Origin of the sequence: Janibacter sp. FSL W8-0316, assembly GCF_038004165.1 — a bacterium.
GTDB lineage: Bacteria > Actinomycetota > Actinomycetes > Actinomycetales > Dermatophilaceae > Janibacter > Janibacter indicus.
In genome coordinates this window covers 3,392,648-3,418,740 of sequence record NZ_JBBOQX010000001.1, presented here as the reverse complement: position 1 = coordinate 3,418,740, position 26,093 = coordinate 3,392,648, and the positions used below count along the sequence as shown (strand labels likewise).

General features: G+C 72.2%; 24 protein-coding genes, 1 tRNA gene and 1 pseudogene. 2 read left to right on the top strand and 24 right to left on the bottom strand.

Going from position 1 to position 26,093, the window contains the following annotated elements:
• Positions 1–9: 9 nt before the first annotated feature.
• Positions 10–852, top strand: a complete 843-nt coding sequence (locus NYE39_RS16725; RefSeq protein WP_341013337.1) for an amidohydrolase family protein — start codon at positions 10–12, stop codon at positions 850–852.
• A gap of 12 nt (positions 853–864) precedes the next feature.
• Here NYE39_RS16725 and NYE39_RS16720 read toward each other — a convergent pair.
• From NYE39_RS16720 to NYE39_RS16690, 7 genes and pseudogenes are all read right to left on the bottom strand, one after another.
• A pseudogene (locus tag NYE39_RS16720) lies at positions 865–2,030 on the bottom strand (benzoate/H(+) symporter BenE family transporter).
• A 75-nt stretch (positions 2,031–2,105) separates the two neighbouring features.
• Positions 2,106–2,178: transfer RNA gene (locus tag NYE39_RS16715), tRNA-Ala, on the bottom strand.
• A 79-nt stretch (positions 2,179–2,257) separates the two neighbouring features.
• Positions 2,258–2,896: a histidine phosphatase family protein gene (locus tag NYE39_RS16710; RefSeq protein WP_185221894.1), complete on the bottom strand. Its 639-nt coding sequence runs from the start codon at positions 2,894–2,896 to the stop codon at positions 2,258–2,260.
• Complete coding sequence (rsfS, locus tag NYE39_RS16705) at positions 2,893–3,279, bottom strand: ribosome silencing factor (RefSeq protein WP_072624230.1); 387 nt, start codon at positions 3,277–3,279, stop codon at positions 2,893–2,895. The genes NYE39_RS16710 and rsfS overlap by 4 nt, the downstream gene beginning before the upstream one ends.
• Before the next feature lie 10 nt (positions 3,280–3,289).
• Complete coding sequence (gene nadD / locus NYE39_RS16700) at positions 3,290–3,862, bottom strand: nicotinate-nucleotide adenylyltransferase (protein WP_192912222.1); 573 nt, start codon at positions 3,860–3,862, stop codon at positions 3,290–3,292.
• Between the two features lie 17 nt (positions 3,863–3,879).
• A complete protein-coding gene (locus NYE39_RS16695; RefSeq protein WP_072624228.1) occupies positions 3,880–4,092 on the bottom strand; it encodes a hypothetical protein in 213 nt (70 codons plus the stop codon).
• Between the two features lie 430 nt (positions 4,093–4,522).
• A complete protein-coding gene (locus NYE39_RS16690; protein ID WP_185221892.1) occupies positions 4,523–5,788 on the bottom strand; it encodes a glutamate-5-semialdehyde dehydrogenase in 1,266 nt (421 codons plus the stop codon).
• Positions 5,789–5,826: 38 nt separating this feature from the next.
• Here NYE39_RS16690 and pdxY point away from each other — a divergent pair, with 38 nt between their 5' ends.
• Positions 5,827–6,681, top strand: a complete 855-nt coding sequence (gene pdxY, locus NYE39_RS16685; protein WP_072624227.1) for a pyridoxal kinase PdxY — start codon at positions 5,827–5,829, stop codon at positions 6,679–6,681.
• Positions 6,682–6,684: 3 nt separating this feature from the next.
• Here the strand turns inward: pdxY and proB are convergent, their stop codons facing one another.
• The 17 genes from proB to NYE39_RS16600 all read right to left on the bottom strand — a co-directional run bounded on the left by proB (position 6,685) and on the right by NYE39_RS16600 (position 26,069).
• A complete protein-coding gene (proB, locus tag NYE39_RS16680; RefSeq protein ID WP_341013336.1) occupies positions 6,685–7,806 on the bottom strand; it encodes a glutamate 5-kinase in 1,122 nt (373 codons plus the stop codon).
• On the bottom strand, positions 7,806–9,314 hold the full coding sequence (gene obgE / locus NYE39_RS16675) for a GTPase ObgE (RefSeq protein WP_072624225.1): 1,509 nt from the start codon (positions 9,312–9,314) through the stop codon (positions 7,806–7,808). Before obgE ends, proB begins: the two co-directional genes overlap by 1 nt.
• Before the next feature lie 82 nt (positions 9,315–9,396).
• Positions 9,397–9,660 carry a 50S ribosomal protein L27 gene (gene rpmA, locus NYE39_RS16670; protein ID WP_072624224.1) on the bottom strand — a complete coding sequence of 88 codons (264 nt, stop codon included), beginning with the start codon at positions 9,658–9,660 and terminating at the stop codon, positions 9,397–9,399.
• 31 nt (positions 9,661–9,691) lie between these two features.
• Positions 9,692–10,000, bottom strand: coding sequence for a 50S ribosomal protein L21 (gene rplU, locus NYE39_RS16665; protein ID WP_072624223.1), 309 nt, complete (start codon positions 9,998–10,000; stop codon positions 9,692–9,694).
• 171 nt (positions 10,001–10,171) lie between these two features.
• Entirely contained in the window at positions 10,172–12,916 is a 2,745-nt protein-coding gene (locus tag NYE39_RS16660) for an Rne/Rng family ribonuclease (protein ID WP_341013335.1), read from the bottom strand.
• A 158-nt stretch (positions 12,917–13,074) separates the two neighbouring features.
• Positions 13,075–13,806: a TIGR03936 family radical SAM-associated protein gene (locus NYE39_RS16655; protein ID WP_226283054.1), complete on the bottom strand. Its 732-nt coding sequence runs from the start codon at positions 13,804–13,806 to the stop codon at positions 13,075–13,077.
• Between the two features lie 37 nt (positions 13,807–13,843).
• On the bottom strand, positions 13,844–16,714 hold the full coding sequence (locus tag NYE39_RS16650) for an FAD-binding and (Fe-S)-binding domain-containing protein (RefSeq protein ID WP_341013334.1): 2,871 nt from the start codon (positions 16,712–16,714) through the stop codon (positions 13,844–13,846).
• A 55-nt stretch (positions 16,715–16,769) separates the two neighbouring features.
• A complete protein-coding gene (locus NYE39_RS16645) occupies positions 16,770–16,958 on the bottom strand; it encodes a hypothetical protein (protein WP_125932790.1) in 189 nt (62 codons plus the stop codon).
• 85 nt (positions 16,959–17,043) lie between these two features.
• Complete coding sequence (locus NYE39_RS16640; RefSeq protein WP_341013332.1) at positions 17,044–19,023, bottom strand: TIGR03960 family B12-binding radical SAM protein; 1,980 nt, start codon at positions 19,021–19,023, stop codon at positions 17,044–17,046.
• A 67-nt stretch (positions 19,024–19,090) separates the two neighbouring features.
• Entirely contained in the window at positions 19,091–20,947 is a 1,857-nt protein-coding gene (locus NYE39_RS16635) for an AMP-dependent synthetase/ligase (RefSeq protein WP_192911758.1), read from the bottom strand.
• A 135-nt stretch (positions 20,948–21,082) separates the two neighbouring features.
• A complete protein-coding gene (locus NYE39_RS16630; RefSeq protein ID WP_200811105.1) occupies positions 21,083–21,565 on the bottom strand; it encodes a DUF4442 domain-containing protein in 483 nt (160 codons plus the stop codon).
• A 10-nt stretch (positions 21,566–21,575) separates the two neighbouring features.
• Positions 21,576–22,730 carry an FtsW/RodA/SpoVE family cell cycle protein gene (locus NYE39_RS16625; protein ID WP_341013331.1) on the bottom strand — a complete coding sequence of 385 codons (1,155 nt, stop codon included), beginning with the start codon at positions 22,728–22,730 and terminating at the stop codon, positions 21,576–21,578.
• 8 nt (positions 22,731–22,738) lie between these two features.
• Positions 22,739–23,689, bottom strand: coding sequence for a bifunctional riboflavin kinase/FAD synthetase (locus NYE39_RS16620; RefSeq protein WP_341013330.1), 951 nt, complete (start codon positions 23,687–23,689; stop codon positions 22,739–22,741).
• Positions 23,690–23,700: 11 nt separating this feature from the next.
• Positions 23,701–24,621 carry a tRNA pseudouridine(55) synthase TruB gene (gene truB, locus NYE39_RS16615; RefSeq protein ID WP_072624215.1) on the bottom strand — a complete coding sequence of 307 codons (921 nt, stop codon included), beginning with the start codon at positions 24,619–24,621 and terminating at the stop codon, positions 23,701–23,703.
• Positions 24,618–25,070: a 30S ribosome-binding factor RbfA gene (rbfA, locus tag NYE39_RS16610; protein ID WP_072624214.1), complete on the bottom strand. Its 453-nt coding sequence runs from the start codon at positions 25,068–25,070 to the stop codon at positions 24,618–24,620. The genes truB and rbfA overlap by 4 nt, the downstream gene beginning before the upstream one ends.
• Positions 25,071–25,137: 67 nt before the next feature.
• Positions 25,138–25,401: a DUF4190 domain-containing protein gene (locus NYE39_RS16605; protein WP_192911756.1), complete on the bottom strand. Its 264-nt coding sequence runs from the start codon at positions 25,399–25,401 to the stop codon at positions 25,138–25,140.
• 239 nt (positions 25,402–25,640) lie between these two features.
• Positions 25,641–26,069 carry a DUF4190 domain-containing protein gene (locus NYE39_RS16600; protein ID WP_072624212.1) on the bottom strand — a complete coding sequence of 143 codons (429 nt, stop codon included), beginning with the start codon at positions 26,067–26,069 and terminating at the stop codon, positions 25,641–25,643.
• Positions 26,070–26,093: the final 24 nt, after the last annotated feature.

Sequence of the window (26,093 nt, the reverse complement as noted above, 5' to 3'; positions counted from 1 at the left end):
GGTGCCGTCATGGAGCCCTTGCCCGACGCCCCCATCATCGACGTCCACACCCACTTCATGCCGCAGCGGGTGCTCGACAAGGTGTGGGCGTACTTCGACTCGGCCGGTCCGCTCACCGGCCGGCCGTGGCCGATCACCTACCGCACGGACGAAGGGGAGCGCCTGGCCACCCTGCGAGCGCTCGGTGTGCGGGCCTTCCCCTCGCTCAACTACGCCCACCGACCCGGCATGGCGCAGTGGCTCAACGACTGGTCCACCGACTTCGCCGCCCGCGTGCCCGAGGCGATCCACTCGGCGACCTTCTACCCCGAGCCGGGCGCGGCGGAGTACACGCAGGCGGCGGTCGACGCCGGGGCGCGCATCTTCAAGGTGCACGTCCAGGTCGGTGACTACCCGCTCGACGACCCCCGGCTGGACGATGTCTGGCCGGTGCTCGAGCGCTCGCGCACGCCGATCGTCATGCACGCCGGCAACGGCCCGGCACCGGGCCGCTTCACCGGACCGGCCGCCGTGCGCGACCTGCTCGAGCGGCACCCCCGCCTCGTCCTCGTCATCGCCCACATGGGCATGCCCGACTACGGCGACTTCCTCGACATCGCCCGGGCGCACCCCGACGTGCACCTCGACACGACGATGGCCTTCACCGACTTCACCGAGGCCCTCACCCCCTTCCCCACCGACCGGCTCGACGACCTGGCCGAGCTCGGCGACCGGGTGCTCTTCGGCAGCGACTTCCCCAACATCCCCTACCGCTACGAGCACGCCATGCAGGTCATCACCGATCTCGGGCTCGGCGATGACTGGACGCGGGCAGTGCTGCACGACAACGCCGCTCGCCTGCTCGGCGAGTGATGTCGGCGCGGCTCAGTCCGTCGGGCGGTGCAGCACCGCCCGCAGCACCAGGCCGGCCACCAGCGCCCAGAAGGCCGCGCTGACCCCGGCGACCGCGATGCCCGACGCCGCGACGGCGAAGGTGACGACGGCCGGCACCTGCTCGCCCGGTTCGGCCAGGGCGGAGCGCAGTGAGGCCGCGAGGGTGCCCATGAGCGCCAGTCCGGCGACGGCCGGCACGACCCCCTCGGGGGCGAGCGAGACGAGGGTCGCGAAGGCGGCCGCGGCGATGCCCACCGGGACCAGGACGAGCCCCGAGGTGACGCTCGCGACCCATCGGCGGGAGCGGTCCTCCCCCGCGTCGGGGCCGGCGGCGAGCGCGGCGCTGATGGCGGCGAGGTTGATCGCGTGCCCTCCGGCGGGCGCGCCGAGGACCGTCCCGGCACCCGTGACGAGCATCGCGCGCCGCCAGGGGACCTCGTAGCCGAAGCCGCGCATCACCGCGACTCCCGGCACGTTCTGCGAGGCCATCGTCACGAGGTAGAGCGGCAGGGCGATGCCGACGAGGGCGCCGAGGGTGAAGGTCGGTGCGGTGAGCTCCAGGCGCGGGACGAGGGAGGACGTCTCGACGGTCGTGCCGGAGCGGGTGAGGTGCACGGCGATGACACGGCGGCCGCGGCGAAGGCCAGGGGCGAGGCCCACCTCGGCAGCAGGCGAAGGGAGATCACCCACACGAGGACCACCGGTCCGACCGCCCACGGGTTGGCGGCCATGCCCGTCACCGGCCCGAGGCACAGCTGCATGACGATGCCGGCGAGCATCGCCTGCGCGACGGAGGCGGGGATCCGGGTGATGAGCGACCCGAGGGCCGGCACGAGTCCCGTGGCGAGGACGAGGACGCCGGTGACGACGAAGGCCCCGACCGCCGCCGGCCACCCCCCGTGGACCGTCCCCGTGGAGGCGAGCAGCGCGGCTCCGGGCGTGGACCACGCCACGGTGATCGGCAGTCGGGTCGTCAGGGAGAGGACGACCGAGCTCAGGCCCATGAGGATCGTCACGGCCAGCAGCCCGCTGGCGGCCTGCTCGTGGGTCGCCCCGACGGCGGTCAGGCCCTGCAGGACGACGACGAAGGCGCTCGTGAAGCCGACGAGCGCCGTGACGACGCCGGCCGCGACCGGGCGGCTCGTCTCGATCGGCATGGGCACACGCTAGAGGGTGCCGCGACATGCAGAAGGCCCGGACCGCGATGCGATCCGGGCCTGCTGGCTCCCGGGTGGAGCTGAGGGGATTCGAACCCCTGACCCCCTCCATGCCATGGAGGTGCGCTACCAACTGCGCTACAGCCCCGAGTGGGTTCCCCCGAAGGGGACTGCGAGAGTTTAACCCTACGCACCCCCGCTTTTCCAAATCGGGCTCCGCGAGGGGCTCACAGGCCCTCGGCGGAGGCATTCCACTGGGTGATCCGCCAGCCGGAGCGCCCCTGCTCGACGACCGCCCAGTGGCAGTTGCCGAAGCCCCCGAGCACCCGCCAGGCGGTCTGCTGCTCGAGGCCGACGAGCTCGGCGACGACGGTGCGGCCGGTCACGCCGTGGGTCGCGACGACGACGGTCTCGCCCGGGCCCATGCCGTCGACGAGCTCGTCGATGGCCGGGCGCACCCGCTGGGCGAGCTCGGCGAGCGACTCGCCGTGGCCACCCCGCTTGAAGTCCTCGCCGCTCACGAGCCGCTCGGCGTCGAGCGGGTACTGCTCGCCCACCTCCGCGGCCGTCAGCCCCTGCCAGGCGCCGGCATGGATCTCCCGCCAGCGCTCGTCGACGGCCACGTCGATGTCACCGCTCGCGGCGGCGACGGCCAGCGCGGTGTCGTGGGCCCGGGAGAGGTCGGAGGTGACGATCCGCGTCGGGCGAAGGGAGGCGATGGCCCGGGCCGCAGCCGCGGCCTGCTCACGGCCGAGGTCGGTCAGCTCGTGGTCGAGGTGCCCCTGCCAGATGCCCTTGAGGTTGGAGACCGTCTGGCCGTGGCGCAGCACGACGAGGCGACGGGGCTCCCCCTTCGCCTCGGTCACCGCTCGTCGGACTGCTGCGAGCCCACGACACCGAGGTCCAGGTGCGGGCAGTCGCGCCAGAGGCGCTCGAGGTCGTAGAAGTCCTTTTCGTCGTCGTGCTGGGCGTGCACGACGACGTCACCGAAGTCGATGAGGACCCACCGGCCGGGGCCGTTGCCCTCGCGCCGCAGGGGCTTGATCTGGGCCTGCTCGCGCATGGCCTCCTCGACGGCGTCGACGATCGCCTGGACCTGGCGCTCGTTGTCGGCCGAGACGATGAGGAAGATGTCGGTGAGGGGCATCTGCCCGGACACGTCGAGCCCGGTGATGGTGGTCGCGAGCTTGTCGGCCGCAGCGTGTGCGGCGATGGTCGCGAGGTCGATGGCCTGCTGGGTGGCTACCACGGTGTGTCGGTCACTCCCGGTCGTCGGTGTAGAGCTCGTACTTGTTGATGTACTGCACGACCCCGTCGGGCACGAGGTACCAGACCGGGTCGCCGTCGGCGACCCGCTGGCGGCAGTCGGTGGAGGAGATCGCCATGGCGGGCACCTCCTGGAGGGTCACCTTGTCGTCCGGCAGCCCGGTCTCGCTGAGGTGGTAGCCGGGGCGGGTGACCCCGATGAAGTGGGCGAGGTCCCACAGCTCGCCGATGTCCTTCCACGACAGGATCTGCGCGAGCGCATCGGCGCCGGTGATGAAGAACAGCTCGTCGTCGGGCCGCTGCTCGCGCAGGTCCCGCAGGGTGTCGATCGTGTAGGTCGGGCCCTCACGGTCGATGTCGACGCGGCTGACGGTGAAGCGGGGGTTGGACGCCGTCGCGACGACCGTCATCAGGTAGCGGTGCTCGGCGGGGCTGACCTGCTTGTCCGCCTTCTGCCAGGGCTCACCCGTCGGCACGAAGACGACCTCGTCGAGCCCGAAGCGCGAGGCCGCCTCGCTCGCTGCGACGAGGTGACCGTGGTGGATGGGGTCGAAGGTCCCACCCATCACGCCGAGCCGCTTGCTCAGTGGTGGTCCCCGGCCTCGGGCCCGTGGTCATCGTGGGCGACGGTGTTGTCGGCGGTCGGGATCTTGGTCGCGGCCTGCCGGAAGGCGAAGAGGGCGGCCAGCATCATCGAGAAGACCAGCAGGGCGAAGAGGCCGTAGACCCAGGGCGCGACCGGCAGCTCGTTGTGGTGGCCGGTCTCTGCGGCGAGGGAGACGAAGGAACTCAGCATGGGTCCATGCTACCCGGCCGTTGTCCACCGACGTCATCCACAGACGTGTGGGAGAAGGCGTGGAGAGCGCCCTCTGCCTGTGGATGAGGCTGTGGGTGGCAGCCGCTCACCGATGCGTCACTCCTGACGTTGCCGAGGGCCACCGACCCCGCGTAGAACAGTCCCCACACCGCGGCTGCTTCACGGCGGCCGGCAGGACCACAGGGATAACGACGTCCGCACGTCTGGCACGGGGGAGGCTCCGCGTCGGGCTCAGGCGACTCGAGCGGCGTCGGCGCCTCCTGGTCCACGTGTCACCGCGACGTCGCGGCCCCGCGCCCGGCGTCGTGCTGCAGTCGCCGCAGGACCCCACGGGGCGTGCCACGGACAACGGTCGAGGGCCCTTCCCCGCGTCGGGGGAGGGCCCTCGGCCCGTCCGGGCGAAGGGGGGTCAGCCCCGGATCTGCCCGTCGCCCTCGACGACCCACTTGGTCGTCGTCAGCTCCGGCAGCGCCATCGGGCCGCGCGCGTGCAACTTTTGCGTCGAGATGCCGATCTCGGCACCGAAGCCGAACTCCCCACCGTCGGTGAAGCGGGTCGAGGCGTTGACGAGGACGGCCGCGGCGTCGACCTCGGCGGTCCACCGGCGGGCCGCGGCCCGGTCCTCGGTGACGATCGCCTCGGTGTGCCCGCTGCCGTGGCGTCGCACGTGCTCCAGTGCCGCGTCGAGGTCGTCGACGACCGCGACCGACATCTCGAGAGCGAGGTACTCGGTGTCGAAGTCCTCGTCGGTCGCCGGCTCGACGACCACCCCGTCAGGGGCGTGCTCGCGGGTGGCGTCGTCGCCGTGGAGGACGACGCCGGCGCCGGCGAGGTCGCGCAGCACGTCCGGGAGGACGTCGGCGGCGACGGAGCGGTGGACGAGCAGCGACTCGGCGGCATTGCACACGCTCGGGCGGTGCGTCTTGGCGTTGAGCACGATCGCGAGCGCCTTGTCAGGGTCGGCGGCCGCGTCGACGTAGACGTGGCAGTTGCCCACACCGGTCTCGATGACGGGCACCGTCGACTCGGTGACGACGGCCTGGATCAGGCCCGCTCCCCCGCGCGGGATGAGCAGGTCGACCAGCCCGCGGGCGGTCATCAGCGCCTTGACCGCGTCGTGGTCGCCCTCGAGGAGCTGGACGGCGTCGGCCGGCAGCCCGTGCGCCGTCAGGGCCGAGCGAAGGGCGGCGACCAGGGCCCGGTTGGTGCTCGCCGCCGCGGAGCCGCCGCGCAGGATCATCGCGTTGCCGGACTTCAGGCCGAGGCCGGCGGCATCGACGGTGACATTGGGGCGGGCCTCGTAGATCATCCCGACGACGCCCATCGGCACCCGCACCTGGCGGATCTGCAGGCCGTTGGCCAGCGTCGAGCCACGCACCACCTCACCGACGGGGTCGGGCAGGCCGGCGAGGTCGCGCAGCGCGTCGGCGACGGCCGCGACGCGGTCGGCGTCGAGGGTCAGGCGGTCGAGGAGGCCGGTGGCCATCCCCCCTTCGCGCCCGCGCTGCAGGTCCTCGGCATTGGCCGCGACGACGTCGTCGGTGGCGGCATCGACCGCGTCCGCGAGCGCGAGCAGGGCGGCGTCCTTGTCGGCGCGGGTGAGCAGGGCGAGGGTGCGGGAGGCGACGCGGGCCCGCTCGGCGAGGTCCGTGACCGTGGCGATGCTGTCCGTCATGTTCACAGGCTACGACCGGGCGATGCGATGATGCCGGGGTGACCACGATTCTGTCGATCCAGTCCCACGTCGCCTACGGCCACGTCGGCAACTCCGCTTCTGTCTTCCCCATGCAGCGCCTCGGTGTCGAGGTCTGGCCGGTGCACACGGTCAACTTCTCCAACCACACCGGCTACGGCGCGTGGCGGGGTCCGCTGATGGACCCGGCCGACGTCGCCGACGTCATCACCGGGATCGGCGAGCGTGAGGCCTTCGCCGAGGTCGACGCGGTCCTCTCCGGCTACCAGGGCGGCGAGGGCATCGGCGCGACGATCCTCGAGGCCGTCGCGGCGGTCAAGGCCGCCAACCCCGAGGCGATCTACGCCTGCGACCCGGTGATGGGCAATGCCAAGTCCGGTTGCTTCGTCCACGAGTCGATCCCCGTGCTGCTGCGCGAGCAGGTCGTCCCGCAGGCCGACCTCATCACGCCCAACCAGTTCGAGCTGGGCTTCCTCACCGGGACCGAGCCGGAGACGCTCGAGGAGACCCTCGCCTCCGTCGACGCCGCCCGCGCGATGGGGCCCAGCACCATCCTCGTCACCTCGGTACTGCGCCCCGACCGGCCCGAGGGCACGATCGAGATGCTCGCCTGCCACGAGGACGAGGCGTGGATCGTGCGCACCCCCCACCTGCCGCTCAAGGCCAATGGCTCCGGCGACGTCACGGCCGCGCTCTTCACGAGCCACTGGCTGCGCAGCCGCGACCTGCAGCAGGCGCTCGGTGCCACGGTCTCCGCCGTCTTCGACCTGCTGCAGCTCACGCTCGACTCGGGTCGACGCGAGCTGCAGCTGGTGCAGGCGCAGGAGGCCTACGCCCACCCGCGCATGCAGTTCGAGGTCACGCGGGTGCGCTGACGCTCACAGGAGCGCGAGGTGGTCGCGGTGGATGACCTCGCGCTCGTACTGCGGGCCGATCTCCTTGGCGAGGTCCTTGGTGCCGCGGCCCATGAGGTGCGGCAGCTCGCCCGAGGTGTAGTTGACGAGGCCGCGGGCGATGACGGCACCGTCGGGACCGACGACGTCGACCGGGTCACCGTCGACGAAGGACCCCGTGACGCCGGTGATGCCGGCCGGCAGGAGCGAGCGGCCGCGCTCGCGCAGGGCGGTCACGGCCCCCTCGTCGATCTGGACCGAGCCCCGGGGTGTCGTGGCGTGCGCCAGCCACAGCGCGCGCGATCCACGGCTGCGCCGCTGCGGGCGGAAGGCGGTGCCGACGTCCTCGCCGGTGAGGGCCGCCGTGACGTTGTCGGCGGAGGTGAGCACCGTCGGGATGCCAGCCGCCCCGGCGATGGTCGCGGCCTCGACCTTGGTCGTCATGCCGCCGGACCCGACGGCCGACCCGGTGCCACCGATGGAGATCGACGCCAGCTCGGCGGGGTCGCCGACCTCCGCGACCCGCTCGGCGCCGGGGGTGCCGGGCTTGGCGGTGTAGAGCGCATCGACGTCGGTGAGCAGGACGAGCCCGTCGGCGCCGACCAGCTGCGCGACGAGGGCGGCCAGGCGATCGTTGTCGCCGAAGCGCACCTCGTGGGTCGCGACCGTGTCGTTCTCGTTGACGATCGGCAGCACCCCGAGGTCGAGCAGGGAGTCGAAGGTGCGCTTGGCGTTGGTGTAGCTCGTGCGGCGGGTGATGTCGTCGACGGTGAGCAGGACGAGCCCGATGGTGTGCCCGTGCCGGCCGAAGGCCCGGTCGTAGGCCGAGAGCAGCACCCCCTGCCCGACGCTCGCCGCGGCCTGCTGACGGGCCAGGTCGTTCGGGCGGGTGCCCATGCCGAGCGGCCCGATGCCGGCGGCGATGGCGCCCGACGAGACGAGGACGACCTCGGTGCCCTCGCTGCGGCGCGCGGACAGGGCGTTGACCAGGGCGGTGAGCCGGGCGAGGTCGAGCTCTCCCCCGGCGGCGCTCGTCAGCGACGACGAGCCGACCTTGACGACGATGCGCCGGGCCCGGGCGATCGCCTGCCGGGCATCGCTGCCCATCAGTCCTCCTCGGTCCAGTGCCCGGCCTCGCGCTCGGTGCGCAGGTCCTCGCGCGCCGCGGTCTGGGCGTCCTTGCGCGCGTGGAACTGCTCGCGACGCTCCTGCGTCGTCCGGCGGGTGTTGTCCTCCAGACGCAGGTCGGTGCCGCGGCCACCGAGGAGCTCGGCGCCACCGACGAGGGTGGGCTCCCAGTCGAAGACGACCGCGTCGTCCTCGGGGCCGATGAGCACGGTGGAGCCGGCGACCGCACCGGCCTTGGTCAGCTCCTCCTCGACACCCGCACGGTTGAGGCGGTCGGCCAGGTAGCCGACGGCCTCGTCGTTGGCGAAGTCGGTCTGGTGCACCCAGCGGGTGACCTTGGCGCCGAGGACACGGAAGACCTCGCCGTCGGAGCCGCCCTCGCGGCGCACGACGAAGCCGGCGTCGTCGACGGCCTTGGGGCGCAGCACGACCCGCTGCGGTGCGACCTCGACGGCCGACTCCTCGCGGGCGGCCGTCACGTGGCGGGCCATCGCGAAGGTCAGCTCCTTCAGGCCGGTGTGGGCGACGGCGGAGACGATGAAGACCTCCAGGCCGCGCTCCTCGAGGTCGGCCTTGACCATGTCGGCCAGGTCGAGCGCGTCGGGCACGTCGGCCTTGTTGAGCACGACGATGCGGGTGCGCTCGGACAGCGGGCGCCCGCCCAGGGTCTCGTCGGCGACATAGGCCGACAGCTCGGCCTCGATGACGTCGAGGTCGCTCATCGGGTCACGGCCCGGCTCGAGCGTGGCGCAGTCGATGACGTGGACGAGCACCGAGCAGCGCTCCACGTGCCGCAGGAACTCCAGGCCCAGGCCACGCCCTTCGCTCGCGCCGGGGATCAGGCCCGGGACGTCGGCGACGGTGTAGCGCACGTCGCCGGCGGTGACGACGCCGAGGTTGGGCACGAGCGTGGTGAAGGGGTAGTCGGCGATCTTGGGGCGGGCCGCCGAGAGCACCGAGACGAGCGAGGACTTGCCGGCGCTCGGGAAGCCGATGAGCGCGACGTCGGCGAGCGACTTCAGCTCGAGGACGACGTCGGTGGACTCCCCCGGCTCACCGAGGAGGGCGAAGCCGGGCGCCTTGCGCCGCTGGCTCGACAGGGCCTTGTTGCCCAGCCCACCGCGACCGCCCTCGGCGGCGACGAAGCGGGTGCCGGGCGTGACGAGGTCGGCGAGGACATCACCGGCACGGTTGGTGACGACGGTGCCGGCCGGCACGGGCAGGACGAGGTCCTCGCCGTTGGCGCCGTTGCGCTCGTCGCCGGCACCGGGCGCGCCGTTGGTCGCGCGTCGGTGCGGGCTGCGGTGGTAGTCCAGCAGGGTCGTGACCTGGGGGTCGACGACGAGGACGACGTCGCCGCCGTGCCCGCCGTTGCCTCCGTCCGGGCCACCGAGCGGCTTGAACTTCTCCCGGTGCACGGACGCGACGCCATGGCCACCGCGGCCCGCCTCGACGTGCAGGGTGACCCTGTCCACGAAGGTCGTCACGACCTCACCTTTCCTTCGATCTGGTACGGCGAAGGGGGCAGGTCACCTCGACCCGCCCCCTTCGCTCACGCTGTGGCTCGCGTCAGCCGGCGGCACCCGCCGGGAGGACGCTGACGACCTTGCGGCCGCGCTTGGCGCCGAACTGGACCTCGCCGTCCGCCAGGGCGAACAGCGTGTCGTCGCCACCGCGGCCGACGTTGTCGCCCGGGTGGAAGTGGGTCCCGCGCTGGCGCACGATGATCTCGCCGGTGCCGACGAGCTGGCCGCCGTAGCGCTTCACGCCGAGGCGCTGGGCGTTGGAGTCGCGACCGTTCTTGGAGGAGGAGACACCCTTCTTGGAGGACATGTCAGTGGGTTCCTAACTGTTGAAGGAAGGCTCAGGCCTTGATGTCGGTGATCTTCAGCTGGGTCAGCGGCTGACGGTGACCCTGACGCTTGCGGTAGCCCGTCTTGTTCTTGTACTTGACGATCGTGATCTTGGGGCCCTTGGCGGCACCCACGACCTCGGCCTTGACGCTGGCCTTGGCCAGCTTGTCGGCGTCGCTGGTCACGGACGAACCGTCGACGAGCAGGATCGGCTGCAGGTCGACGCTGTCGCCGGCCTCGCCCTTGATCGAGTTGATGAGGATGGTGTCGCCGACGGAAACCTTTTCCTGGCGGCCACCGGCGCGAACGATCGCGTACATCTGGGGGAACTCACTCTCTGTCTGTAGCGCACTCGCTCTGTCTGACCGGCCAACAGTCCGCATGCCGCATGGCACGAAGCGTTCGCTCGGTGGGCGCACCAAGGGTCAAGACTACCGGCGACCCCCTCCACCGGACAAACCGGCGAAGGGGGTCGACGTGCGGTCGCGAGGTCAGGCCTTGGGCGGGCCGGCCTCGGAGGTCACGCGCTTGCGCTTGCGACGGGCCGGGGCGGCCGGCTCGGGGTCGGCGACCGGCGTGGTCGCAGCCTCGCCGGACTCCCCCGCGACCTTGGTCAGCGGAGCGCCGGTCGGCTCGGCCGGGGCGGTGAGGTCGACGGCCTGCAGGGCCACCGGCGCACCGGCGCTCGAGGCTGCTCGGCGGCCACCACGACGCCGCGTCGGAGCCGGCGTCTCCTCGGCCTGCTCCGGCGCGGGAGCCGCGACCGGCTCCGGCTGCGGCTCGGGCTCCGGCTGCGGCTCGGGTTCGGGGGCCGGGGTCTCGGAGAGGTCGACGGGCTCGAGGGCGACGGGGGCACCGGCGCTGGACGCGGCCCGGCGGCCACCGCGGCGTCGCTTGGGCGCCTCCGGCTGTGGCTCCGGCTCGCTCTGCTCGACCGGCTGACCCGGCTCGACCACCGTCGTGGACTCGAGCTGGGCGACGTCGTCCTCGCCGGCCTCGCCGGCGATGTTCTTGATCGCCGCCGCGTGTGCCGCCGCCGCGATCTGGGCCGCGGTGCGGCCGTTGGCGTCGGTCTGCTCCTCGACCGGCTCCTGGCGCTGCGAGGAGGTGTCCTTGTCCCCCTTCGACCGGCCACGACGGGACTTGCCGCCGCCACCGTTGCCGCCGTGGTTGCCGCCGGCGTGACCACCGGGGTCGTGGGCGACGGGCTCGCTGTGGACGATGATCCCGCGGCCGTGGCAGTGCTCGCACTCCTGCGAGAAGACCTCGATCAGGCCCGCGCCGACCCGCTTGCGGGTCATCTGGACCAGGCCGAGCGAGGTGACCTCGGCGACCTGGTGCTTGGTGCGGTCACGGCCGAGGCACTCGAGGAGGCGCCGGACGACGAGGTCGCGGTTGGACTCGAGGACCATGTCGATGAAGTCGACGACGATGATGCCGCCGATGTCGCGCAGTCGCAGCTGCCGGACGATCTCCTCGGCGGCTTCGAGGTTGTTCTTGGTCACCGTCTCCTCGAGGTTGCCCCCGGACCCGGTGAACTTGCCGGTGTTGACGTCGACGACCGTCATCGCCTCGGTGCGGTCGATGACGAGCGAACCGCCGGAGGGCAGCCAGACCTTGCGGTCCATCGCCTTGGCGATCGCCTCGTCGATGCGGTGCGCCGCGAAGACGTCGCCCTCACCCGTGTAGCGCTCGAGACGGTCGGACAGGTCGGGCGCGACGTCGTCGACGTAGCCCTTGATCTCGCGCCAGGCGTCGTCGCCGGCCACGACCATCTTGGCGAAATCCTCGTTGAAGATGTCGCGGATGACCCGGACGGTCATGTCCGGCTCGGCGTGCAGCAGGACGGGCGCGCCGCCGGCAGAGCCCTTCTTGCCCTTCTTCGACTTGGCCGTGGAGCTGATCTTGTCCCAGGCCTTGGTGAGCCGCTCGACGTCGGCGGTCAGCTCGGCCTCGGAGGCCCCCTCCGCGGCGGTGCGCACGATGACGCCCGCGCTGTCCGGGACGACCTGCTTGAGGATCCCCTTGAGGCGGGAGCGCTCGGTGTCGGGCAGCTTGCGCGAGATGCCCGTCATGCTGCCCTCGGGCACGTAGACGACGTAGCGGCCGGGCAGCGAGATCTGCGAGGTGAGGCGCGCCCCCTTGTGGCCCACCGGGTCCTTGGTCACCTGGACGAGGACCGAGTCGCCGGAGGAGAGCGCATTTTCGATCCGTCGGGCCTGGCCGTTGCCGACGCCCTGGGCCTCCCAGTTGACCTCACCGGCGTAGAGCACCGCATTGCGGCCCTTGCCGATGTCGATGAAGGCGGCCTCCATGCTGGGCAGCACATTTTGCACCCGGCCGAGGTAGACGTTGCCGACGAGGGTCGAGGTCGTCTCGCGGGAGACGTAGTGCTCGGCGAGCACGCCGTCCTCGAGGACACCGATCTGCGTGCGATCACCGTGCTGGCGCACGACCATGGTCCGCTCGACGCTCTCGCGGCGGGCGAGGAACTCCGCCTCGGTGATGATCGTGCGGCGTCGACCGGCCTCGCGGCCCTCTCGGCGGCGCTGCTTCTTCGCCTCGAGGCGGGTGGAGCCCTTGATCGCCTGGGGCTCGTTGCGGCGCGACTCGCGCACCTTGGTCACGGTCCCGGGCGGGTCGTCCTGGCCGCCGTTGCCCCCACCGCCACCACGGCGACGGCGGCGACGCCGGCGGGAGCTGCCGCCGCCCTCGTCGTCGGAGTCACCGTCGTCGTCGGAGGAGTCGTCGCGCTGGGAGTCGACGTCCTCGGCGGCCTGGGCGTCGTCACCCGAGTCGTCCGCGTCGGCCGACTTCTTGGACTTGCCGCGGCCCTTGCCGCCCTTGCCGCCCTTGCTCTTGGCGGAGCCCTGGGCCTCGTCGTCGGACTCGTCGGACCCTCGCTCGTCCCGGGAATCACCCGAGTCCGAGTCGTCGGAGCCGTCCTGGTCACCGTCACCCTCGTCGCCGGAGCGGTTGTTGCGGCCGCGGCCACCACGACGGCGGCGACGGCGCCCCCCTTCGCCCTGGCCGGAATCGGCGTCGTCCGAGGACTCGGAGCCGGAGTCGGCGTCCTCGTCGGGCGACTCGTCGTCCTCGTCAACCGGCTCGGGAGCCGGGTGGCGGGCCGGGGCCGGCGCCGGGGCGGGGGGCTGGAAGAGCAGTCCGAAGCTCGGGACTGCGGCGGGAGCTTCGGTCGTGGTCTCGTCGACCGGCTCGTCGTTGTCGGTGGCCATGTGGCACCTCCTGCACCGCGGCAGGACCCCGACACCGGCACCCCTGGGGGTGCAGTCCAGCCGCCGCGCGGCGTGGCGGGCGCTCGCCCGCGGAAAGGTCCGTGTTGCCTCGACGTGGCTCGCGCCCAGCGCGGCACCCCGTCAGGGCCGACGACGACTCAGTCGGTGGCCAGAGGGTCGGCCACGCTCTCGATCTCGCTGCTCCAGATCCCCTGCGCCAGGCGCGTCGCCTTGGGCGATCGCGTCGGCGCGAACGAGGTGGCAGCGGTGATCGCGCTGAGGACGTCGTCGGGGCGAACGGCAGGTGTGGTGTGCCGCACGACCATCGTCAGTATCGCACAGCCGTCGTCCGAGCGACCGGTCTCTGCCCGGATGACGGGCTCGCGCGCGTCGTAGGACTTCATCCCGCGCTTGAACATCCGGCTGACCTCGACCCGCTCCTCGGCGAGGAAGCCCTCGACCGCACGCTCGAGATCGGCCAGCTCGACGCCCGGGAACTCCAGCAGCCACCGGCTCGCCTGCAGCCGATCGGCCAGCGCGCCCGGCTCGGCGTCGACGACCGCGACGATGTCGAGCCCGTCGGGCAGGGCGGCGTCCAGAGCCCGGCCGAGAGCGTCGGGGTCGACCCGCTCGGTCACCGAGATCTCGAAGTACTCCGCCTCGCTCGCCGCGCCGGTGGCCGCGCCGTTGGCGTAGGAGATCTTGGGGTGCGGGTGGAAGCCCGCGGAGTAGGCCATGGGGACACCAGCACGACGCAGGGCCCGCTCGAGGGCGCGCCCGAAGTCACGGGTCGAGGAGTAGCGCAGCCGGCCACGGCGGGCGTACTGGATGCGCAGCTTCTGGACCGGCGGCGGTGGCGGCGGACCGTCGGGGGTGCGTTGCGGGGACATGGGAGTCAAGCCTAATGGCGACCCCGTCGTGGGCTGATCACCGACCGGCGAGCAGCTCCACGAGGTGGACCCCGGTCCGCTCCGACAGGTCGGCGATCTGCGTCTGGCAGGAGAACCCGTCGGCGAGCACGACCGTCTCGCGGCCAGCCGCCTCGATCGCGGGCAGCAGCTGTTGCTCGGCGACCTTGACCGAGACCTCGTAGTGGCCCAGCTCGACGCCGAAGTTGCCGGCGAGCCCGCAGCACCCGCCGAGCCGGGTCACCGTGGCACCGGTCCTGGCGAGCAGCGCCTCGTCGGCCGACCAGCTCATCACGGCGTGGTGGTGGCAGTGCGGCTGCGCGACGATCTCGGTGCCGGTGAGGTCGGGGGCGACCCAGCGCCCTTCGTCGATGGCGCTCGTCAGCACCTCGGCGACGGTCCGCACTCCCCCGGCCACCTGCCGGGCCGCACCGGAGTCGACGAGGGCCGGCAGGTCGTGGCGCAGGGCCGCGGTGCAGCTCGGCTCCATGCCGACGACGGGGATGCCGGCGGAGACGACCGGGGCGAGGACGTGCGCGGCCTCGGTGAGGGTCTTCTTCGCCGCGTCGAGCTGACCCGTGGAGATGAAGGTCAGGCCGCAGCACAGCGCCTCGGCGGGGACGAAGGGGGTGAACCCCGCCTCCCGCAGCACGGCCACGGTGGCCCGCCCGACCTGCGGCGAGAAGTGGTCGGTGAAGGAGTCGACGAAGAGCGCGACGGGGTGGTCGGTGGCGGCGGCCTGGGCGGCCGACGCGACGAGCCCCTCGTCGGCGGCCCAGGAGCGGAAGGTCTGCCGCGCGAAGGTCGGGATGCTGCGCCGCGGGTCGACGCCGGCCGCGGGCAGGGTCACCCGCTTGAGCCCGGGGAGCGAGGTGAGCGCGTTGGCGACCCGAGGGATCTTCGAGGCGACGCGCGCCAGCTGCGGCAGCCGGCCGAGCGAGTAGTGGCTGCGCGGGCGGATGCGGCCCCGGTAGGTCTGGTGGAGGGTCTCCGACTTGTAGGTCGCCATGTCGATGCCGGTCGGGCAGTCGCTGGCGCAGCCCTTGCACGACAGGCACAGGTCGAGCGCGTCGTGGACCTCGGGCGAGCGCCAGCCGTCGGTGATCGTCGTGCCGTTGAGCATCTCCTGCAGGGCCCGGGCGCGGCCGCGGGTGGAGTCCTTCTCCTCCCTCGTCGCGAGGTAGCTCGGGCACATGACGGTGCTCGACGTGCCCGCCGCACGACACTTGCCGACACCCGTGCAGCGGTGCACGGCCTGGCTGAAGTCGCCGTCGTCGCCTGCGTAGCCGAAGGCCAGCGGCACGGTGACCTTGTGCGCGGCGGGGATGCGGATGTCGGCCTCGACGGGTGCGGCGTCGACGAGGACGCCGGGGTTGAGCAGGTTGGTCGGGTCGAAGGCGTGCTTGACCGCCCCGAAGATCGCCATCGTCTCGGCGTCGTACATGCGCGGCAGCAGCGCCGAGCGGGCCCGGCCGTCGCCGTGCTCCCCGGAGAGCGACCCGCCGTAGGAGGCCACGAGGTCGGCGGCCTCCTCGACGAGACGGCGGTAGCGGTCGGTGGCGTCGGGCGCGTCGAGGTCGACGTCGAGGCGGATGTGCAGGCAGCCGTCGCCGAAGTGCCCGTAGGGCAGGCCCTGCACGTCGTGCGCGTCGAGCAGCGCGTCGAAGTCGCGCAGGTAGTCGCCCAGCCGCTCCGGCGGCACGGCCGCGTCCTCCCATCCCGCGTGGGCGGGTCGGTCGCGGGGCGAGCGCGAGGACAGGCCGGCGCCGTCCTCGCGGATCTTCCACAGCGAGCGGGCGTGGCCGGGGTCGGTGACGACGAGCGAGTCGGTGTGCGGGATCTCGTGGCAGACCCGCTCGGCGGCGGCCTGCGCCGCGGCGGGGTCCTCCCCCGGCACCTCGACGAGCATCCACGCGGCGCCGCGCGGCAGGTCGGGGACGGCCTGCGGCCCGCGACGGCGGCGCACGATGTCGACGATGCGCGAGTCGATGCCTTCTGCCGCAACGGCGCCCAGCCCCTTGAGCTGGTGGGCGACGTCGCCGGCGGCGTAGATGTCGGGGAAGCCGAGGACGGCCAGGCAGGTGGCGGCCGGGTCGGTGACCAGGCGCACCCTGGCCTGCGTGACGACGGCGAGGGTGCCCTCGGAGCCGACGAGCATGCGGCCGATGTCGCGACCGCGCTCGGGCGCGAGGTGCTCAAGGGCATAGCCGGAGACCTGTCGGCCGAAGCGGCCGAACTGCGTGCGGATCGTGCCGAGGTGGTCGTCGGCCAGCTGCGTCAGGCGGGCGACGAGGGCGTCGTCCCCGGTGAGCGAAGGGGGTCCGCCCGCCACTCCCGTCGTCGCGGACAGGGTCGCGCCGGCCGCGGTGAGCAGCTCCATGCCCACGATGTTGTCGCTCGTGCGGCCGTAGCCCAGGGCGCGGTTGCCGCACGCGTTGTTGCCGATCATCCCGCCGACGGTGCAGCGGCTGTGGCTGCTCGGGTCGGGACCGAAGCGCAGCCCGATCTCGCGGGCACGGGCCTGCAGCGTCGCGTGGACCGTGCCGGCCTCGACGAGCGCGGTCGCGCTGTCGCGGTCGACGTCGAGGACCCGCCCCAGATGTCGGGCGGTGTCGATGACGATGCCCGGACCGACGGCATTGCCCGCGCACGAGGTGCCGGCGCCGCGGGTGGTCACCGGCACGCCGAGCTCGCGGGCGACCGAGAGGGTCGCGGCGATCTCGTCGGTGTGCCTCGGGAAGACGACCGCCCGCGGCGGGACCCGGTAGATCCCGGCGTCGGTGGCGTACATGCCGATCGTCAGGGCGTCGGTGCGGGCGTCGGTGACCCCCTCCCGGCGCAGTGCCTCGGTGAGCACGGTGGGCGTCGCGGTCGTCGGCGTCGCGGTCATGTGGCGCATTGTCCCCCTTCGTCCTCGTGACGTGCCGAAGGGGGCCGCAGGCTGGTCAGCTGCGCTGCACCCACCACGGGACGACGACGAGCGCGACGAAGACCAGTGCGACGAGAGCCGCACCGCCCATCGTGTAGCGGGTGCGCGAGGACTCGCTCCACCGCCGCATCGGCAGGACCGCGAAGCCGATCCCGTAGATCACGGCCACGGCCCCCACGACCATGGCACCGGTCTGGACTGACATCTCCTGCTCCCCCTGCTGGACGACGTGCGTGCCTCCAGCGTGGCAGAGCCCCGGCCCGACCGACAGGGTGCCGGGCCCGCGGACCTCAGGAGCTGATCATGTCCTGACGGCCGGACCCGAGGACGGTGAGCGGCAGCAGCGTCTTGCCGGTGGGGCCGATCTCGATGTCGGTGCCCATCTGCGGGCAGACGCCGCAGTCGAAGCACGGGGTCCAGCGGCAGTCCTCGACCTCGGTCTCGTCGACCGCGTCGAGCCAGTCCTGCCACAGCCACTCCTTGTCGAGGCCGGAGTCGATGTGGTCCCAGGGCAGGACCTCGGCCTCCTCGCGCTCGCGGGTGGTGTACCAGGCGACGTCGACGCCGGTGCCCGCCAGGGCGGTCTCGGCCGCGGCCATCCAGCGGTCGTAGGAGAAGTGCTCGCTCCACCCGTCGAAGCGGCCGCCGTCGCGCCAGACCTGCTCGATGACCCGGCCCACGCGGCGGTCACCGCGCGAGAGCAGACCCTCGACGATGCCCGGCTTGCCGTCGTGGTAGCGGAAGCCGATGGACCGGCCGTAGCGCTTGTCGGCGCGGATCGCGTCGCGCAGCTTGTGCAGCCGCTCGTCGGTCTCCTCGGCACCGAGCTGGGCCGCCCACTGGAAGGGGGTGTGCGGCTTGGGCACGAAGCCGCCGATGGAGACCGTGCAGCGGATGTCGTTGTGCCCGGCGACCTGACGGCCGGTCTCGATGACCCGCTTGGCGACCTCGGCGATCTGCAGGACGTCCTCGTCGGTCTCGGTCGGCAGCCCGCACATGAAGTAGAGCTTGACCTGGCGCCAGCCGGCGCCGTAGGCGGCCGAGACGGTCTTGATGAGGTCGTCCTCGGTGACCATCTTGTTGATCACCTTGCGGATGCGCTCGGAGCCACCCTCGGGGGCGAAGGTCAGGCCGGAGCGGCGGCCGCCCCGGGTCAGCTCGTTGGCCAGGTCGATGTTGAAGGCGTCGACGCGGGTGCTCGGCAGGGACAGGCCGGTGTTGGTGCCCTCGTAGCGGTCGGCCAGGCCCTTGGCGATGTCGCCGATCTCGGTGTGGTCGGCGCTGGAGAGCGAGAGCAGCCCGACCTCCTCGAAGCCGGTCGCCTCCAGGCCCCGCTCGACCATCTCGCCGATGCCGGTGATCGAGCGCTCCCGGACCGGACGGGTGATCATGCCGGCCTGGCAGAAGCGGCATCCGCGGGTACAGCCGCGGAAGATCTCGACGCTCATCCGCTCGTGGACCGACTCCGCGAGGGGGACGAGCGGCTTCTTGGGGTAGGGCCATGCGTCGAGGTCCATGACCGTGTGCTTGTCGACGCGCCACGGCACGCCGGTCTCCACCGGGGCGACGCGCTGGATCCGCCCGTCGGGCAGGTAGTCGACCTCGTAGAAGGCCGGGACGTAGACGCCACCGGTCGCCGCGAGGCGACGCAGCACCTCGACACGTCCGCCGGGACGGCCCTGGGCCTTCCACTCGCCGATGATGTCGGTGGCGGTGAGCACCGCCTCCTCGCCGTCGCCGACGATCGCCGCGTCGATGAAGTCGGCGACCGGCTCGGGGTTGAAGGAGGCGTGCCCGCCCATGACGACGAGCGGGTGCTCGTCGCCCCGGTCGGCCGCGTGCAGCGGGATGCCGGCGAGGTCGAGGGCCGTGAGCATGTTGGTGTAGCCGAGCTCGGTCGAGAAGCTCAGACCGAAGACGTCGAAGTCGCCGATCGGGCGGTGGCCGTCGACGGTGAACTGCGGCAGCCCGTGCTCGCGCAGCAAGGCCTCCATGTCGGGCCACACCGCGTAGCTGCGCTCCGCGAGGGCGTCGGGGCGCTCGTTGAGCACTTCGTAGAGGATCATCACGCCCTGGTTGGGCACGCCGACCTCGTAGGCGTCGGGGTACATCAGGGCCCAGCGGACCGTGAGGTCCTGCTCGTCGGGGCCGTGGCCGCCGACGTGCCAGTCCTTGACCGTGGAGTTCAGCTCGCCCCCGACGTACTGGATGGGCTTGCTGACCCGCTCGAGCAGGGGCTCGAGGGCAGGGAAGATCGACTCACCGGACATGCCTCCAAGGGTAGGTCCGGTGCGCGGCTGTCCCAAACGCCGCGGCACCGGACCTCCCTTCGGCCGGTCAGCTCGGGTACATCTCCTCGATGTCGCCCTTGAACTTGTCGGCGACGACCTTGCGCCGCAGCTTCAGGCTCGGCGTCAGCTCGCCGTCCTCGACCGTCAGGTCGCGACCGAGGATGTGGAAGCGCTTGATCTGCTCGTGGCGGTTGAGCCCGGCGTTGAGCTCGTCGACGTAGGACTGGACCATGTCGCGGGCCTGCATCGACGAGACGATCTCGGTGTAGCCGGCGCCGGCCAGGCCGTTGGCCTCGGCCCACGGCTTGATGGCCTCCTCGTCGAGGGTGACCAGGGCGGTGACGAACTGGCGATTTTCGCCGTGGACGAGGAACTGACCGACATAGGGGCACAGACCCTTGAAGGTGGACTCGATCTGCGAGGGCGCGACGTACTTGCCGTTGCTCGTCTTGAAGAGGTCCTTCTTGCGGTCGGTGACCTTGACGAAGCCGTCGGCGTCGACCTCACCGATGTCGCCGGAGTGGAACCAGCCGTCCGCCGTGAGCACCTCGGCGGTCGCCTCGGGGTTGTTGTGGTAGCCCTCCATGACGTGCTCGCCGCGGATGAGGATCTCGCCGTCGTCGGCGATCTTGATCTCGGTCTGCACGTTGGGCCAGCCCACGGTCCCGACGCGGAGGGCGTAGGGCCGGTTGACCGTGGCCGCCGCGGAGGTCTCGGTGAGGCCGTAGCCCTCGAGGATCGGCAGGCCGGCACCGTTGAACCAGTGGGCGATGTCGGTGTTGAGCGCCGCGGATCCGGAGATGAAGAAGCGCACCCGGCCACCGAATCGGTCACGCACCTTGGCAAAGACGAGCTTGTCGGCGATCTTGTGGCGGACCCCGAGCAGGGCGCCGGGCTTGCGCCCGTCGGAGAGCGCCTGAGAGTACTGGCGGGCGGTCTCGGCGGCGAAGTCGAAGATCTTGGCCTTGGCGCCGCCCTCCTCCTGCATGCCGAGGCTCAGCTTGCCGTAGACCTTTTCGAAGATGCGGGGCGCCGCGGCCATGAAGGTCGGACGGACCTCGCCGAGGTTGTCCACGATCTTGTCGATGCGCCCGTCGACGGCGGTCTGCATGCCGACGTCGGTGCTGATGAGCAGCAGCACCTTGGCGAAGACGTGCGAGAGCGGCAGCCACAGGTAGTGCACGTCGTCCTCGGCGAGCATGCCCGTCGCCCGGATCGCCGCGCCCTGGTAGGTCCACGTCGCGTGCCGCAGCCGCACCCCCTTGGGGCGGCCGGTCGTGCCCGAGGTGTAGATGATCGTCGCGAGCGACGTGGGGCCGGTGCCGTCGATGCGGGTGTCGACGACCCCCGGCTCGGAGGCGAGCAGCGCGGCGCCGCGGGCCTCGAGGTCCTCGAAGGAGATGACCCAGTCGTCGAGGTCGACGCCCTCGGTGTCGACCACGACGACCGTGCTCACGCCGGGGATCGCGTCGCGCACCTCGCGCAGCTTGTCGACCTGCTCGGCGTCCTCGGCGATGATCACCGTGGACCCGGAGTTGTCGACGATGAAGGCGACGTCGTCGCTGATCGACGTCGGGTAGATCGTCGTGGTGGCCGCACCGGCCGCCATGATCGCGTAGTCGGCGAGGACCCACTCGATGCGGGTGCTCGACGCCAGGGAGACGCGGTCCTCCGGCTGGACCCCGAGGTCGACGAGGCCGGCGGCAAGCGCCCACACCCGCTCCCCGAGCTGGGCCCACGTCAGCTCGCCCCAGGCGATGCCCGAGGGGAACGAGTAGGCGATGTTGTCTGGGCTCTTGGCGATGCGGTCACGGAGCAGGTGACCGACCGAGGGAGCACGGTTGTCGAAGACGCTTGCGTCGAAGACCTCGTCGGACGCGCGCGAGGGGCTGGGGTCTGGCACGAGAAGTCCACTCCTTCGTGGGCTGCGGGTGGTGCGCGCATCGTCTCCCGAAAGCGCCCTCCCTGTCACCGGTCAGACCGCAGCGTGACCGTTTGGTGACCAAAGGCTGGCAGTCGGCCCCGCGGCGCCGCGGGCTCAGGCCCGCTTGCGCCGCACGTAGAGCTGCTTGCGGTAGCGCGCCACGAGGGTTCCGTCGGCCGCGACGACGTCGTTGTCGCACCAGACCAGGTGCTTCGACCCGTCGGCCGTCGCGGCCCGGATCCCGTCGAGCAGCTCGTCGGTGATCCGGATGCTCGTGCGCACGTCGGTGCGCCCGGGGCTGACGAAGTCGATCTCGCCGGCCTTGTCCCAGACGATGTAGTCCTCGCCGAGGCAGCGCAGCGCCCCGAGCATCCACCACGGGTCGCACATCGCGAAGAGCGAGCCGCCGAACTGGGTCCCGACGTAGTTGCGGCTCCACGGACGCATCCGCAGCGAGACGTCGAACTCCCGGAAGTCGGGCGAGATGCGGTCGACGTGGACGCTCGCCGCGAGGAAGGGCGGCCACAGGTTGAGCCCACGGCGCAGGGCCGTGGCGCCGAGGTCCTTGGACAGGGTCTGGAAGGTCGGGATCTGCACGGCGCCATCGTCACCGACGCGGGCGCACCGGTCCACGACCTGTGGCGGACCTCTCCTCCCGGGTCACGGCGACGACCAGCCCCACCGCGGCCCAGCAGGCGAACATCGAGGACCCGCCGTAGGAGAGGAAGGGCAGCGGCAGGCCGGTCACCGGCAGCAGGCCGAGGTTCATCCCGAGGTTCTCGACGGACTGCACCGCGAACCAGCTCGCGACCGCCCAGCACACCAGTCGCACGAAGGGGTCGTCGCTCCGGGTCCCGGCCAGGGCGATGCGCGCCACGACGAGCCCGAGCAGGCACACCACAAAGGCCGCGCCGACGAAGCCGAGCTCCTCCCCCGCCACCGAGAAGACGAAGTCGGTCTCCTGGAAGGGGATCGCCCCCGAGCTGGTGAGGTCGCCCGCGTGCAGCCCCTGACCGCCCCAGCCACCGTCGGCGATCGCCCGGCGCACCTGCTGGGTCTGGTAGCCGATGCTCAGGGGGTCGGCGCTCGGGTCGAGGAAGGCCGTGAGCCGGTCGCGCTGGTAGGCGCTGAGCAGCGGCGTCGTGAAGGCCGCGACCACGGCGGCGACGCCGGCGAGCAGCACCCCAGCGAGCCATGGCCACGATGCCCCGGAGACGACAAGCACCCCGAGGGCGAGCGCGACGAGGACCAGGGCCGAGCCCAGGTCGGGCTGGGCCATGACGAGGAGCACGGGCACGGCGGTGACCAGCCCGGCGAGCAGGATCTCGCGGGGTCGCGGCCGGTCCCGACGCTCGGCGGCGGGGGCGAGCAGCATCGGCAGGGCGACGCACAGCCCCACCTTGGCCATCTCGCTGGGTTGGATCGAGAAGCCGCCCGGCACCTGGATCCACGACCGGGAGCCGTTGATCTCGGAGCCGAGCGGGGTGAGGACGAGGACCAGCCCGACGACCCCGGCGAGGTAGACGAAGGGGGCGAGTGCCCGCAGCGCTGCCCGGTCCAGCCGGACGATCGCCAGGGCGATGAGCAGGCCGATGACGAGGTTGAGCAGGTGCCGCACGAGATAGGCAGACCCGGCGTCGGCGCGGGTCGCCGAGTGGACGAGCACCGCCCCGAGGCCCGAGGCGATGAGAGCCGCCGCGAGCAGGACGAGGTCGGAGCGCAGCAGCTGCCGCGCGAAGCCCCGCCGACCGTGCCCCGGCACCGTGGAGGTCAGCGCTCGAGCAGGTCGCGGGTGCGCTCGACGTCGCGCGCCATGGCCACGAGCAGCTCGTCGATCGAGTCGAAGCGCAGCGTCGGGCGCACGTGCCCGACGAAGTCGACGGCCACCCGCTCGCCGTAGAGGTCGAGGTCGGTGCGGTCGAGGACGTAGGACTCGACGACGCGGACCTGCCCGTCGAAGGTCGGGTTGGTCCCGACCGAGATCGCGGCGGGCAGACGTCGCTCGGGGTCGCCCTCGGGCAGGTCGAGGCGCACCAGCCAGCCCGCATAGACGCCGTCGGCCGGGACGAGGCCGAGGCTGTCGGCGCCGAGGTTGGCCGTCGGGTAGCCGAGCTCGCGCCCCCGGTGGTGACCGTGGACGACGGTGCCGACGACGCGGTGCGGCCGCCCGAGGATCAAGGATGCTTCGGCGACCTCGCCGGCGGCGAGATGGGTGCGCACGGCCGAGGAGGACCAGCGCTCGGTCTCGCCCTGGTCCTCGATGACGACGACGTCGAAGCCGTGCTCCTCGCCGAGGCTGCGCAGCAGGTCGACGTCACCGGTGTAGCCCGCGCCGAAACCACGGGTGTCGGCCCCGACGACGAGGGCCTGGGCCTGCAGCCCGGTGACGAAGGTGTCGACGACGTAGTCGACGGCGCTCGTCTGCGCGAACTCGGTGGTGAAGGGCAGGGAGAGCAGACCCGCGATCCCGGCCTGCTCGAGCAGCTCGTCACGCAGCGGGCCGGGCGAGATGATCTCGGGCGCCCGCTCGGGGTGCATGACCTCGATCGGGTGCGGGTCGAAGGTCACCGCGACGGCCGGCAGGTCACGCTCGCGGCCCTGCCGGGTCAGCTCGTCGAGGATCGCGCGGTGGCCGCGGTGCACCCCGTCGAAGTTGCCGAAGGTCGCCACGCACGGCCGCAGCTGCGGCGGGGTGTCGCTCGGGGATGTCCAGTGCTGCACGAGAGGACACTCTACGAACTGGCGGGGGCGAAGACGACGTGGGCTCGGGCACGGGCCCGACTCTCGTCGAGCACCGCGACCAGCTCGCCGGTCGGCGACAGGGCCGCGACGGGCTCGACCCGGCCCGGCTCGGCGCTGGCGATGCGCTGCCCGTAGCCCAGGGCGCGGGCCTCGTCGTCGGTGAGCGCCCGAGTCGTCAGGGCCGCCGCGGCCGCCTTCTCGAGCGGCGTGATGGGCAGCACCGCGTCGTCGCCGCCGCTCTCGCGCAGGGCGGTGAGCTCGTCGAGGGTGTGGGCGTGCTCGAGCGTCAGGCCACCCACCCTTGTGCGGCGCAGCGCGGTGAGGTGACCCCGGCTGCCGAGGTCGGCGCCGAGGTCGCGGGCGAGGGCCCGCACGTAGGTGCCCGAGGAGACCTCGACGACCACGTCGACGTCGAGCACCGGGTGGCCGTCGGCCTCGGTCGGGCGCACGTCGAGCACGTCGAAGCGCGAGACGGTCACCGCACGTGCGGGCAGGTCGACCTCCTCCCCCGCGCGGACGCGGTGGTAGGAGCGCTGGCCCTTGATCTTGATCGCGCTCACCGCACTGGGCACCTGCTCGATGTCGCCGGTGAGCCGGGTGACGGCCGCGTCGATCGCAGCCCGGTCGATGCCGGCCACCTCGCCGAGGTCAGTGATCTCCCCTTCGGCGTCGTCGGTGATCGTCGCCTGCCCGAGCCGAATCGTCGCGGTGTAGGTCTTGTCCGCGCCGACGAGGAAGGTGAGCAGCTTGGTCCCCCGCCCGACGCCGAGGACGAGGACGCCCGTGGCCATCGGGTCGAGGGTGCCGGCGTGGCCGACCTTCTTGGTCCGGTAGAGCCGGCGGCCGCGGGCGACGACGTCGTGGCTGGTCCAGCCAGCCGGCTTGTCGACGACGACCAGGCCCTCGCTCACGCCTCGGTCGAAGGGGAGGTCCCCTCGCCCTCCTCGGTGGTCCGGTAGGGGTCGGCGTCGCCGGCGGGCTGAGCGCCGCTGCGGGAACGAGCCAGGTCCTCGTCGCGCTCGCGCGCCGAGCGCAGCAGGTCGTCGATGTGCGATGCGCTCTCCGGCAGGGCGTCGGGGATCAGCTCCAGCGTCGGCGTCAGCCGGATGCCCAGCTGCTTGCCGACGAAGGAGCGCAGCTTGCCGCGGTTGGCCTCGAGGACCTCGGCGCTGCGCTCGCGCTGCGCGTCGTCGCCGAAGACGGTGTAGAAGACCGAGGCGTGCTGGAGGTCACCGGTCACCCGCACGTCGGTGATCGTCACGAACCCCAGGTCGGGGTCCTTGACGACCTGCTGCAGGTTGGCCGCGATGAGCTCCTGGATGCGGTCGGCGATCTTGCGGGCGCGGGCCGGGTCGGCCATGGCACACCTCCGTGAGGGGCTTGGGGTGGGGACACCCCTACGGTATGCGACCCGGCCCGCGGTCGGCTCAGTACTCGTTGTAGACGGCGTTGGCGAAGCCGAAGACGAGCGAGAGCACGGTGAGCAGCAGCCCGACGACACCCAGGACGATCCCGGCGATGAGGAAGGGCTTGGCGTCGCTGTCGGGCTCGCGCTTGAGCTGGCTCAGCCCGGCGATCCCCGTGCCGACGGCGGCCACGGCGGGGATCCAGCCGATGAACCAGCAGCAGCAGGCGAAGGGGACGCCGACGGCCCCGGCGATGACCGAGATGATGCCGAGGGGTGCGGGCATTGCCGGTGCGCCCGGGCGGGCCGCCCTGCGGGTAGGGCATCGGCGGGGGCGGGCCGACCGGCGGCTGACCCGGGGGCTGGCCGCCCGCGGCACCGCGGTAGGGGTCATTGGGGTCCGGCGGGAGGGTGCCGTAGCCGGGCGGAGGGGGAGGCATGCTCATGGTGAAGTCCTGTGTCGTGGCGTGAGACGAGAGCCCCCGGTGCGTCGGCACCGGGGGCCCTCACCTGTGAGATCGAGCCTCAGTTGGTGTAGACGTCGAGCGAGCCGGTGGCGATGAGCACCGGCCACATGATCACACCGAGCACGACACCGACGATGCCGAGGATGAGACCGATCTGCGCCTTCTTGTGGCTGTCGGCGCTACCCGGTGCCTTCTTGCCCAGGATGCCCAGGATGATCGCGGCGATCGAGAAGACGAACCAGGTGCAGCACAGCAGGCCGATGCCGCCGGTGACGAGGGAGATGATCGCCATCGTCTTGGCCTTGTCCTCACCGCCCTGGGGGAAGCCACCGGGAGCCGGCGGCGGAGCCTGGGGCGGCTGGCCGGGGGCCGAGCCGTAGTCGGGCGCCGAGCCCTGACCGGGCATGGAGCCCGCGCCGGTGTTGCTCGCGGACGGGTCGTAGGGCTGGTTGCCCCCGCCACCGGGCGGAGGAGGTGGCGTCGTCATGTCGCTCCCCTGAGTGTCGAGTAC